The sequence below is a fragment of the Mesorhizobium sp. LNHC229A00 genome, assembly GCF_000502415.1.
Lineage (GTDB): Bacteria > Pseudomonadota > Alphaproteobacteria > Rhizobiales > Rhizobiaceae > Mesorhizobium.
Genome location: NZ_AYWQ01000006.1, coordinates 80,110 through 91,726, shown reverse-complemented (window position 1 = coordinate 91,726; position 11,617 = coordinate 80,110). Strand labels below are relative to the sequence as shown.

At 65.0% G+C, this 11,617-nt stretch carries 11 protein-coding genes and 2 pseudogenes; 6 read left to right on the top strand and 7 right to left on the bottom strand.

Annotated features, from left to right (window positions below):
• Positions 1-177 precede the first annotated feature (177 nt).
• Positions 178-1,365: an NAD(P)/FAD-dependent oxidoreductase gene (locus tag X742_RS156860; RefSeq protein ID WP_023771994.1), complete on the top strand. Its 1,188-nt coding sequence runs from the start codon at positions 178-180 to the stop codon at positions 1,363-1,365.
• 32 nt (positions 1,366-1,397) lie between these two features.
• On the opposite strand, the gene X742_RS156865 is transcribed toward X742_RS156860, so the two are convergent.
• The 3 genes and pseudogenes from X742_RS156865 to X742_RS1000000176510 form a co-directional block, all read right to left on the bottom strand.
• Positions 1,398-1,622 (bottom strand): hypothetical protein, encoded by a 225-nt coding sequence (locus X742_RS156865; protein ID WP_023771993.1) that lies wholly within the window; start codon positions 1,620-1,622, stop codon positions 1,398-1,400.
• Between the two features lie 134 nt (positions 1,623-1,756).
• A pseudogene (locus X742_RS0136790) lies at positions 1,757-3,340 on the bottom strand (PhoX family phosphatase); the annotation flags it as partial.
• A gap of 2 nt (positions 3,341-3,342) precedes the next feature.
• Positions 3,343-3,924 (bottom strand): annotated as a pseudogene (locus X742_RS1000000176510) (alkaline phosphatase PhoX); the annotation flags it as partial.
• Positions 3,925-4,404: 480 nt separating this feature from the next.
• On the opposite strand from X742_RS1000000176510, the gene X742_RS156870 reads away from it, so the two are divergent.
• Positions 4,405-4,797 carry a hypothetical protein gene (locus X742_RS156870; protein WP_156939377.1) on the top strand — a complete coding sequence of 131 codons (393 nt, stop codon included), beginning with the start codon at positions 4,405-4,407 and terminating at the stop codon, positions 4,795-4,797.
• A gap of 132 nt (positions 4,798-4,929) precedes the next feature.
• Here X742_RS156870 and X742_RS156875 read toward each other — a convergent pair whose 3' ends face one another.
• Both X742_RS156875 and X742_RS156880 read right to left on the bottom strand, forming a co-directional pair.
• Positions 4,930-5,592, bottom strand: a complete 663-nt coding sequence (locus X742_RS156875; protein ID WP_023771991.1) for a response regulator transcription factor — start codon at positions 5,590-5,592, stop codon at positions 4,930-4,932.
• Positions 5,589-6,980, bottom strand: a complete 1,392-nt coding sequence (locus X742_RS156880) for a sensor histidine kinase (RefSeq protein ID WP_023771990.1) — start codon at positions 6,978-6,980, stop codon at positions 5,589-5,591. The genes X742_RS156875 and X742_RS156880 overlap by 4 nt, the downstream gene beginning before the upstream one ends.
• A gap of 169 nt (positions 6,981-7,149) precedes the next feature.
• Between X742_RS156880 and X742_RS156885 the strand changes: the two genes are divergently transcribed.
• The 4 genes from X742_RS156885 to X742_RS156900 all read left to right on the top strand — a co-directional run bounded on the left by X742_RS156885 (position 7,150) and on the right by X742_RS156900 (position 10,549).
• Positions 7,150-7,491: a hypothetical protein gene (locus tag X742_RS156885; protein WP_015314759.1), complete on the top strand. Its 342-nt coding sequence runs from the start codon at positions 7,150-7,152 to the stop codon at positions 7,489-7,491.
• Positions 7,492-7,499: 8 nt separating this feature from the next.
• Positions 7,500-8,204, top strand: coding sequence for a phosphatase PAP2 family protein (locus tag X742_RS156890; RefSeq protein ID WP_023771989.1), 705 nt, complete (start codon positions 7,500-7,502; stop codon positions 8,202-8,204).
• A gap of 273 nt (positions 8,205-8,477) precedes the next feature.
• Positions 8,478-8,756, top strand: coding sequence for a helix-turn-helix transcriptional regulator (locus X742_RS156895; RefSeq protein ID WP_023771988.1), 279 nt, complete (start codon positions 8,478-8,480; stop codon positions 8,754-8,756).
• Between the two features lie 62 nt (positions 8,757-8,818).
• Complete coding sequence (locus X742_RS156900; protein WP_023771987.1) at positions 8,819-10,549, top strand: SulP family inorganic anion transporter; 1,731 nt, start codon at positions 8,819-8,821, stop codon at positions 10,547-10,549.
• Here X742_RS156900 and X742_RS156905 read toward each other — a convergent pair.
• Both X742_RS156905 and X742_RS156910 read right to left on the bottom strand, forming a co-directional pair.
• Positions 10,539-11,165 carry a DNA-3-methyladenine glycosylase gene (locus X742_RS156905; RefSeq protein WP_023771986.1) on the bottom strand — a complete coding sequence of 209 codons (627 nt, stop codon included), beginning with the start codon at positions 11,163-11,165 and terminating at the stop codon, positions 10,539-10,541. The two genes, X742_RS156900 and X742_RS156905, sit on opposite strands and share 11 nt — an antisense overlap.
• Entirely contained in the window at positions 11,144-11,524 is a 381-nt protein-coding gene (locus tag X742_RS156910) for a nuclear transport factor 2 family protein (protein ID WP_023771985.1), read from the bottom strand. The genes X742_RS156905 and X742_RS156910 overlap by 22 nt, the downstream gene beginning before the upstream one ends.
• Positions 11,525-11,617 lie beyond the last annotated feature (93 nt).

Below are 11,617 nucleotides of genomic sequence, written 5' to 3'. Positions count from 1 at the left end.
CCGCGACCGGCTGTTTGCGCCGGGCGGTGGAACGCTCCGGAAGCGAAGCCGCCTCGGCGCGGGACCATCGAAAATCGGCATCGAGTTGCCGTTCGGGTTCTTGCGCGCGATCAAACTGTTACAGCGGCCTGCGAGCCTTCAGGGGCTGCCGCGAGGGCGAATGGGATTCGAGAGTGAATGGCTGATACGACAAGCAGATCGATGGTGGAGCAGGCGGAGACGGTCGAGCCGGCGATCGTCATTGGCGCCGGCGCCGCCGGGCTGGCCGTCGCGAGGGCCTTGATGAAGGCCGGCGTGGCGACGGCGATCCTGGAGAAGGAAAGCCGGCTGGCCGAGCCCTGGCGCCGGCGCCACGAGCAGCTGCACCTCAACACCCACCGCGATCTATCGGCGCTGCCCGGCCTTGCCTATCCCAAGGGCACCCCCGCTTTTCCGCACCGGGACGTCGTCATCCGTCATATGAGCGATTTCCATGAGGCGAACCGTCTGCCGGTGGAGTTTGACGTTTCCGTCGAGGCCATCACGTTCAGGGGCGATCACTGGGTCGTGCGCACCGGCGCCGGCTCGCGCCTGGCACGTCATGTCGTTGTCGCCACCGGCCGCGACCGGGAACCCTTCACGCCGCAGTGGACGGGCATGCAGGCGTTCGCGGGCCGGATCATCCATTCGGCGGATTTTGGCGATGCCCAGGCCTATGCGGGCAAGAAGGTTCTGGTTGTCGGCGCCGGCAATTCGGGCTTCGACGCACTCAATCATCTGGCGGGTGTCGATACCGCCGCTGTCTGGCTGTCGGCCCGCAACGGCCCCGCCCTTTTGCCCAAGCGCGTCGGCAAGATCGCCGTGCACCGCCTCTCGCCGCTCATGGCGCGCCTGCCTCTGCGCGTCGCCGATGCGGTGATGGCGGTGACGCAGCGCCTGGTATTCGGCGATCTCACCAAATTCGGCATGCCACCCGCGCCCGCCGGCGGCGCCAGTCGCCTGAGCTCGGACTACACCGCGATCGCCGCCGACGATGGCGCCGTCGATGCCATCAAATCGGGCAGGATCGTGGTGGTGCCCGGGGTACGGGAGTTCACCCGCGACGGCGTCATCCTGGCCAATGGCAGCTTGATCGCTCCCGACATCGTCATTGCCGCGACGGGCTACCGCACCGGGCTGGAGCGGATGGTCGGCAATCTCGGCGTGCTCGACGACAAGGGCGTTCCGCTCTTCAACGGCGGCCAGGCCGATCCGAAACTGCCCGGCCTGTGGTTCACCGGCATGCGGCCGAGCATCCGCGGCTGCTTTGCCAATGCCGGCATATTGGCCAAGGCGATAGCTGCTCGGATCGCCGGCTCATCCCGCCCCTCCGGCGCATCACGCTGAGCGACCGCATAGGACAACATTTTCCGTCGGCCTCACGCCGATTTCGGCTCCAGCCGCCGGAAACCGACAGCCTCGGTCAGCATCTCCTCGTCGACCATGCCGGCATTGTAGAGGGCCAGCAAGGTGAGCGCCAATTCACGCGCCTCGGCGGATTCGGGATGCGCTTGCCGTCGGCGGCAGGCCTCGTCGAAGACACGTTGCAAGGTGGCCACTTCGTCAGGTTTGAGCAGGCCACGGTCGTAGATCGACTTGGGCATGGCGATGATCTCCTGATCACGATCTAGGGCGCCACGTGTAAATTTCCAATCTTTCCCGAGGCTTGAATACGATGTCGCACAAAGGAGGGGCCCCGGATCGCCGGAGCCCCTCTCATTTTTTGTCTCGCGTGACCTCAGATGGCGATCTTGCCGCCACCCTGTTTGGTGATGGCGACCACCGCCGGCCGCACCGGCATGTCGGGCTTGAAATCGGGCCAGCGGGTTGACAGGTCCTCATAATAGGAGGGCCGGCCGAACGCTTCCCAATCCTCGCCGCCGTCACCCGGATGCTGGACGGCGACGAAGGCGGTCTGATCGTCGGGCGCAAACTGCGGGCCGCACATCTCGGCGCCGATCGGCACCCGGAAGAACAGTCTCGAGGTCGCCCGCGCCGATCCTTCCGTGTCCACCGCCCACAGGCCGTCGGTGCGGCCGGTGGCCTTCGGGCCCTGGCCGTCGGTGGCGACCCACAGGCGCCCGGCCGAATCGACCGCGCAATTGTCGGGCATGCCGAACCAGCCATTGGCGCTCGTCGCGGTGGAGAAGGTGGCGCCGACGGCCGCCACCGACGGGTCGCCGCATTTCAGCAGCACTTCCCACTTGCCCTTGGTGGCGGCGAAATCGCCATCGTCCTCGACGATTTCGATGATGTGGCCGAAGGCGTTTTCCGCGCGCGGGTTGGCGGCGTCGACCTGATCGGCCTTGCGCTTGGAATTGTTGGTCAGCATGACATAGACCTTGCCGTTGCCGGCATTGGGCTGGATGTCTTCGGGCCGGTCCATCTTGGTGGCGCCAAGCAGGTCGGCGGCGCGGCGTGTCTCGATCAGCACGTCGGCCTGGCCGGCAAAACCGTTTTCCGCCGTCAGCGGGCCGTGGCCGAACACGATCGGCATCCATTCGACCGAGCCGTCCTCCGCGAATTTTGCGACATGCAGTGTGCCGTCGTCGAGCATATCCTTGTTGGCCGCGCGGTCGCCGGCGTTGAACATGCCCTTGGTGACGAACTTGTAGACATAGTCGAAGCGCTCGTCGTCGCCGAGATAGAAGACCACGCGACCATCCTTGGCGACGATCGATTCGGCGCCCTCATGCTTGAAGCGGCCCATGGCGGTGCGCTTGCGCGGTACCGAGGCCGCGTCGTTGACATCGACCTCGACGATCCAGCCGAAGCGGTTGGGCTCGTTCGGCTCCTTGGCCAGGTTGAAGCGGTCATAGTGCGCGCCCCATTCATAGGCGCCTTCCGGAATGCCGAGGCGCTTGTAGTTGGCGGCCTCCTTGTGGCCCTCCGGCAGCTCGCCGGAGAAGTAGCCATGGATGTTCTCCTCGGACATCACATAGGTGCCCCAGGGCGTGACCCCGCCGGCGCAATTGTTGATGGTGCCGAACACCTTGACGCCGGACGGGTCGGCATTGGTCTTCACGCGGTCATGGCCGGCGACCGGGCCCGACAACGCCATTTCGGTGTTGGCGGTGATGCGGCGGTTGAGCTTGCCGTCGCGAATCACCCGCCATTTGCCGCCCTCCTTGCGGATCTCGACGATGGTGCCGCCATGGGCGGCCATCTCGACATCGACCTGCTCCTTCGAGAGCGGCGCCACCTCGGCCGACTTCTTGCCGTCCTTCTCGACGATCTTGACGATGCCCGGGAACATCAGATGCGGGTTGGTGTATTCGTGGTTGACCACCAGCAGGCCATGTTCGGCCGAGCCGTCGAGCGGNCGGCCATCTCGACATCGACCTGCTCCTTCGAGAGCGGCGCCACCTCGGCCGACTTCTTGCCGTCCTTCTCAACGATCTTGACGATGCCCGGGAACATCAGATGCGGGTTGGTGTATTCGTGGTTGACCACCAGCAGGCCATGTTCGGCCGAGCCGTCGAGCGGGATGTAACCGACATAGTCGTTGTTGTAGCCGAACTGCCTGGCCTGGGCTTGCGCCGACTGCTTCGTGGGGTCGAATTCCGGCGAATCGACAAACAGCGGATCGCCCCAGCGCAGCAAAACGTCGGCGTCGTAGCCGGGCGCGACGTGGTGCTTGTCGTCGATACCGGCCTCCAGCTCGTCGAATTTGAAGGCCGAACCTTCCGCGGCACGGGCATCGTCGGCGGCGATCATGGCCAGCGGGCTGACGGTGGCGGCGATCGCCGAAACAGCAAGCGAACCCTTGAGGAAGCCGCGGCGCGAGAATCGCGCGGCGATGATCTCGCCCATGGTGCGGTTTTGGCTAGGATTGTTGGCGGGGCCCTCGTTTTCCTCGAGCAGGCTGGTGCGGAATCGGGCGTCGGGGGATCGATGTTCGGTCATGGGAACCTCTGGCTTGGTTTTGGCTCGAGCTTGTTGCCTGTTCGACCGCTTACGGCAGGCTGATCACATTTTCGTGACATGGTATCTCCGCTGCTGCTCACTCGCGAGGGCGATTCTCCACGCGTCGCCCTGGGACTTTGGTCCGATCTTGCGCCTGCAAAGGTCCTGGGGGACAAACGCAACGGTCGGGGGTCGCTTCCGGCCACCACGTCTTTCGGCGATGTTGTTGCACTGCGACGTTGGGGTGGGCACGCCGGCTCAATCGACGGAGATCAGTATGCGTGGATCGATCACGGCCCGTTGTTGCCGTCTGGCTATCGGATCGGCGGCCGTCCTGGCGCTAACCATCGCTCCCTATGAAATAGTCTTCCATGGCTTCGTGCCTNATCGATCACGGCCCGTTGTTGCCGTCTGGCTATCGGATCGGCGGCCGTCCTGGCGCTAACCATCGCTCCCTATGAAATAGTCTTCCATGGCTTCGTGCCTGGACTCGATGCCGCGACCGCACATGCCGACAAGGGCGGCAACGGCGGTGGCGGCGGCAATGGCGGTGGCAATGGCGGCAACGGTGGTGGGGGTAACAACGGCAACGGTGGCGGCAACAACGGCAACAGTGGCAATGGCGGAAACAGCGGCGGCGGGAATAGCGGAAAGGGTAAGAGCCAGGGCCAGGGCGACCAGAGCACAAGCCATGTCAACGCCATGACCGGCGACACGGTCGACGTGGACGGCAACAAGATTACAGTTCAGCACCCCGACGGCTTGACGGAAAAGATCGAGAACGGCCGTTTCAGCATGATGGATAAGCTCGGCCGCACGATCATCGATCGCCGTGCCACACCGGCCGATGCCAGCCGGCTCAAGGCGCTTTGAATTTCGGCCCCATGAATTGCGGCCCCATGAATTTCGGCCTTGTGAAGTTGGTCGACAGGCAACGACCAGTTTCACACGTCACCTCCGCCGCCCCCGGCGGAGGTGACCTCGTTTCGCGGCGTTCCGCGATGGCTACGAACGGTCCCTGTCGCGGTCGCGAAACTCGCGCATGATGAGGGCCGCTTCAGTACGGTTTCGCACGTTGAGTTTCGACAGCACCCCCGTCATGTGATGCTTGACGGTCTTCTCCTGCAGCTCCAGGCGCAAGGCGATTTCCTTGTTGCTCAGTCCCTCCGCCACCAGCCGCAGTATTTCGGTCTGCCGGCCGGTGAGCTGCCGCAGCCGGTCCGCGACCCCGTTGGCGGGCTGCAGGGACTGCACATCGGAAAGCAGCCGGGCTGACAGCATCGGCGAAAGATAGCTTTCGCCGGTTGCCACGTTGCGCAGGATATCGGCAAGCGCGCGCGATCCGACACCTTTGAGGACATAGCCGAGCACCCCGGCGTTCAAGGCCTTGGTCACATCGGCATTCGCCTCCGAAACGGTCAGCATGACGATCTTTTGGGCGGGATGGTCGGCAAGGATGCTGGCAACCGCGGCCAGGCCGCCGCCCGGCATGGAAATGTCGATGAGCAATATGTCGGGCTGCATGGTCGAGGCGATGCGCTCCGCGTCCTGCGCGGTCGCACCTTCGCCGACCATCTCGAAGCCGCCGATCTCCGACAGGCTGCGCGTCACGCCTTCGCGGAACAGCGGATGATCGTCGACAATGGCAATGCGGATGGCGCCGATCATGCTTGCTCCTCGACCGAAAGACGGATCACCAGCTTCGTGCCTTTCGGCCCTGTCAGTGTTTCGAATTGGCCGCCAATGCTTTCAACCCGCTCCCTGAGACCGGCAAGGCCCAACCCCTCTGCCCGCGCCAGATCGAAGCCCGGTCCGCCGTCCGATACTTCAACGAAAAACCGACCATTTTTCATGCCTGCACGCACCGCCTGATCCTTGCCCCGTCCGTGGCGGTAGGCATTGTTCAGCCCCTCCTGCACGAAGCGATAAATGCTGATCTTCTCAGAAGCGCCAGGCTCCGGCAAATGTTTCGGCATCGTAAGCGTCACCGATGTGCCCGTCCGGCGCTCATGCTCCTCGACGGCCAGCCGCAGAACGTCCGCCGCCGCCGCCGTTTCTATCTGCGGCAGGACCAGACCGGTGCAGATGCCGCGTATTTCGCGCATCGCATCCTCCAGCGTCTTGCGGATCATGGCGACCTCGGTCGAGCGGCCTTCGCTGCCATGGCCGTCGCCGGTAAACACCGGACTGTCCATGCGCAGCGCGGCCAGCGCCACGAGCTGGGCAGGGCCGTCATGCAGATCGGCGCCGATCCGGCGCAGATATCTTTCGTTGAGCGCCGTGGCGCGGCGGGACGCCCGCTGCACACGATGCCGCAAGGCGCTGTTCTGCGTCACCAGGCCCTGCAGCTCCGCCACCTGGCGGCGCAGCGCCCCGCGCTGGTCGTCGATAATGCGGCTGCCGCGCAGGACAATTCCCGACAGAAGCAGGAATGCCGTCAAGGTGGTGCCTGCCACGACCAGCCAGCTCGACAGCAGGGCGGAAGCAAGGGTCGCCTTGAAATCGCTAGCGACCTCGTAGAATTCGGTGACGGCGACCACTTCGCCGGACCAGGGCTCGCGCACTGGATTGTAGATCTCGAGCAACGGCACACCCGCGGCCCGCTCCTTGTCTTCGTTCTCGTCGAACGTATCGAACTGGGCAACGACGCTGCCCTGGAAGGCAGAACGCAGATTGTCGTTCAGGTCGAAGCGGCGGCCGGTCAAAACCGGGTCCTTCGAATAGAGGATCGTGCCGTCGCGGCGCCAGAGCCTGAAGGACGCCAGGCGTTTGCCGAGCGCGCCCTGGCCGAGCGTCTCGTCGAGGGCCTGCTTGACGGATGCGCTGAGCTCCTCGCTCTTGCGCAGGTCGGGCAGCAGCGGCGCGATCACGCTGTCTACATAGAGCGCCGTCGTGGCGGCCGAATTGCGAATGACGCCGTCCCGGATCTGCGTCGTCACCCAGGTCCCGACGATCACCATGACGACCAGGAGCCCAAAACCGCCGGCAACGACGAATTGCAGAGCAAGGGAAAGCTCGCTCCAGCGCCGCGCCAAGTTCTGAAAAATACGAATCATGAACCCCTTGCCGCCCTTTTATCGACAGGCTGGGCGATTGCGGCACATTGAGCTTCAGCCTCGCCGTTGCCAAGACCCTCGTTTGAACGACGTCGCTTGACGTACCGGCACGCTTCGGAAACAAGGTCGGCGCTATCAGGCGAAAGCCGCTTCGAAGGGGGACGGGACGTTGAGTTTTTCGGGACTTCTGCAGCTCGGCTTTTCGACGGTGATCTTCCTCCTGGCGGCTACCGCCGCCAAGCAATGGGGACTGGCGCCCAGCCTGGGCAAGATCCTGCTGACGCTGGCGCTCTATTCGCTGGGCAATCTGATCATGCTGCGGCTGATCCGCGAATTCGGCATGTCGGTATCGTTCAGCCTTTCGGCGGTGATCCAGCTGGTTTCGGTCAACGTCGTTGCGCTGGTGTTCTTCGGCGAGCGCGTCAACGCGCTGCAGGCGGCCGGCATCGCGCTGGCGATCGCCGCAGTCGCGCTGATCACGCTTGGACCGTATCTGCAAGGGCGGATGTAACGGTGCCGATGAAGAACGTCGCGAAGGCTCTGCTCAACCGGGTGGAATTCCCGGTGCTGCTGGCCGGCCTGGTCATCGCCGGTGGGCTGTGGGGGTTCGAGGAATTGATGGAGGTGGCACGGGCCACCACGCCGCACGCCTTCGATACCGAAATCCTCCTTGCATTCCGCCGGGCCGGTCAACCGGCGATCCCGATCGGTCCGCCATGGCTGGAAGGCGCGATGCGCGATATCACCAGTCTCGGCAGCTCCAGTGTTCTGGTGCTGATCACGGCGGCGACGATCATCTATCTGCTGTTGATTCGCCGCCCGGCGACGGCGCTTCTCATGTTCGTTGCCGTGGCGGGCGGCCAGGTGCTGTCGAGCCTGCTGAAAGTCGGCGTCGACCGGCCACGCCCGGAACTGGTTTCGCATCTCGTCGACGAGATGTCGCTTTCCTTCCCGAGCGGCCATGCCATGCTGTCGGCGGTGACCTACCTCACGCTCGGTTCGCTGGCGGCGCGCTTCCTGCCGGGCCGGACGACCAAGGTCTACGTGCTGTTCCTGGCGGTGCTGACGACAGTGCTGGTCGGCGTCAGCCGCATCTATCTCGGCGTCCACTGGCCGTCGGATGTGCTGGCGGGCTGGTGTGCCGGCTTCGCCTGGGCGATGCTATGCTGGTTGGTGGCGAGGCTTCTGCAACGGCGTAGGGCGTTGAGCGAGGAGCCTGACTGAGTCAGATCAACCTGTTGATGAGGTGGCCTCCGCAGCCTGTCAGCGACAAAACCGTCGACAGCAAGCCTGCCGATATCACCAAGGTCTTGAAAACGTTCACCCGCGTACCCCCTGCCTCTGTTGCACCACCCTACCCGAAATCCTTGGTGAGTATCGAAGAAAATGGATATTAGCCGGCAGTGGTTACGTCTAAAACTTCATTAATGATGCTTGAAACATGATAATAATGGTATTATACGTTATGTCAGCAGGCTCAGACGGGGATTCCGGCCGATGATCACTGCCGCGCAGATGCGCGCCGCAAGGGCGCTGGCCGGCATCGACCAGAGGACGCTCGCCGAGCGCGCCGGCGTCTCGCTTCCCACCATCCAGCGCATGGAGGCGAGCGGCGGCGTGGTCAGGGGCGTGGTCGATACGCTGATGAAGGTCATCCAGGCTCTCGACGAAGCCGGGGTGGAACTGATCGGCGAGAACCAGGCCAGCGAGCGCGGCGGCAGGGGCGTGCGCCTCAAGCCCGCCATGCCGCCGGAACCCAAGGCTGAGCCGGAATAAATCGCGACGGCGACCGCCGACAGTCCTGCCGACGATCCCGCCGCCTTTTGCAGGGGCAGTTCATGGATCAAGCGCGTCAGGCAGTGCATCAGGCGGTGAAGCCGACATTCTCCGAGCTGTTCACGCCGAAGTTGGTGACCGTCTGGCGGGAGGGCTACCGCCTGCCGCATTTCAAGGCCGATGTCATCGCCGGGCTGACTGTCGCCATCGTCGCGCTGCCGCTGTCGATGGCGATCGCGATCGCTTCTGGCGTGACGCCGGAGCGAGGCCTCTACACTTCCATCGTCGGCGGCTTCATCATCTCGGCCTTGGGCGGCAGCCGCTTCCAGATCGGCGGGCCGGCCGGCGCCTTCATCGTGCTGGTGGCGGCGACGGTGGCGCGCGTCGGCGTTGACGGCCTGCTGCTGGCGACGATGATGGCCGGTGTGTTCCTGCTTGCCATCGGCTATCTCCGACTCGGCACTTACATCAAGTTCATTCCCTATCCGGTCACTGTCGGCTTCACCGCCGGCATCGCCGTCATCATCTTCTCCGGCCAGATCGTCGAACTGTTCGGGCTGACCTTGCCGGGCCGGGAGCCCGGACCGTTCGTGCCCAAGCTGATCGAGCTTGGCGAAGCAGCCGGCACGATCAACCTCGCGGCGACCGCCGTGGCGGCGCTGACCATCGCGACCATCGTCTTCCTGAAGCGCTGGCGGCCGAAATGGCCGGCCATGTTGATCGCCATCGGGCTCGCCTCGCTGGTCGTGGCGCTGTTGGCGTTGCCGGCCGAGACGATCGGCACGCGCTATGGCGGCATTCCGCGCAGCCTGGAATGGCCTGGCATGCCACCCGTCAGCTTCGGCAGGATGCTCGACGTCTTGCCGGACGCCATCGCGTTCGCGCTGCTCGGCGCCATCGAATCGCTGCTGTCGGCCGTCGTCGCCGACGGCATGACGGGCCGGCGGCACCGCTCGAATTGCGAGTTGGTGGCGCAGGGCTTCGCCAACGTCGCGTCGGCTTTGTTCGGCGGCATCTGCGCCACCGGCACCATCGCCCGCACCGCCACCAATGTGCGGGCCGGCGCGCACGGCCCGGTCTCGGGCATGGTCCATTCGGGAATCCTGCTGGTGCTGATGCTGGTGGCGGCGCCGCTTGCCAGCTACATCCCGCTCGCGGCCCTTGCCGGCGTCCTGGCGGTGGTCTGCTGGAACATGGTCGAGAAACAAGCCTTCGCCACGCTGCTCATGGCATCGCGCGGCGATGCGCTGGTGCTGATGGCGACCTTCCTCATCGTCGTCTTCCGCGATCTCACCGAAGGCATCGTCGTCGGCTTCGCGCTCGGCTCGATCCTGTTCATCGACCGCATGGCCAAGTCCGTCGCGGTCGAGGCGGACCTGGCGCAGGACGACGTCGCCGACAGCGTCGGCGGCGCCCGCGCCTATGATTCCGCGGAGGCAAGCGACGCCGACACCGTCGTCTACCGCATCTCGGGCGCCTTCTTCTTCGGTGCCGCGTCCACCGTCGGCAGCGTGCTCGACCGCATCGCCGACCAGCGCCGCAACTTCGTGCTCGACTGTTCGGCCGTGCCGCTTTTCGATTCGACGGCGGCCAATGTCATCGAAAGCGCGGCCCACAAGGCGGGGCGCGCCGGCGTGCGCTTCATCATCTCGGGCGCCTCGCCGCAGATCCGGCGCATGCTGATCAACCACGGCGTCAAGCCGCCGCTGGTGACCTATGCCGCGTCGATCCGCGACGCGCGGGGCCAATTGGCGGGGAAACAAGGGGCGGAGCAGCTGTCTCTCAACGATTGAGCGATGCCGGGCCGCTGACGAACGGACTTTCCCTGACGTAGAACCGCAGCAGGCGGTCGGCGTCCTTCGAAATGCCGATCCTGATGCCCTGTCCGATCGCACAGGGCTCACATTCATCGTGGGCGAGCCACAGCGGGCCTTCCCGGCACAGGTCGATCCCGTCGAGCGAACGATCTATCCGCAACGCCGCGGCCAGCCTTCCGGGCCCCCGCGCCAAGTCGCGCAGGCGCTCGACGCCTCGGTTCAGCCGCATGATCGCGACGCCTTCCAGCGGTTCCAGCGCCCGGATCAGCACACCGGTCCCCACCCCTGGCGTCTCGCTCGAGACATTCAGCATGAAGGAGGTGCCATAGGCGAGGTAGACATAGGCGTGCCCGGCTTCGAGAAACAGCGACCGGTTGCGCTGCGTCATCCCTCGAAAGCCGTGCCCGGCCGCGTCACCGACGACATAGGCTTCCGTCTCGACGATGCGGCCGCTGACCCTGCCTTCGGGCAAGTCGCGCACCACCAGCTTGCCGACGAGAAACCGGGCGAGGGCGGCCGTATCGTCCGGCAGCTCGGAGCGGGCGAGCGGCTGATGATCCTCCCCGTGACTCACGGCATCCGCTCGACCCATTGCGCCCGCGAAGCTCCCGGCTCGAACGGATCGCCGAAATACTGCGTCTCGCGGGCGACCTTGCCGTCAAGGAACTCCATGATGCTGACCGTATAGGAGGGCCGCCCGTCATAGGTCAGCACATATTCGGTGACCAAGAGGTTACCGGCGCCGGTGATCCGCCGCACGCTGAAGCGCTTGCGGTCCGGCTGCGCGGCGCGCGACGACTGGATGTCGCACCGGCCGCGGATGCGCTCGCCCGATTGCGGATAGTCGAGCACCGCATCCTCCCGGTAGATCTCGTGTTCGGCCTCGAAGTCACCGGCATCGGAGGCGGCCCAGTGGCGATCCAGGGCCGCCCTGATTTCCCGGTCGTCCATGGCAATCCTCCTTGACCATTACCGTGGAATGGACCGTCGTAGCACGGTCCATTCCACGGCTGTTAGCATGGGTCGCATGGATCGACCCCGAAG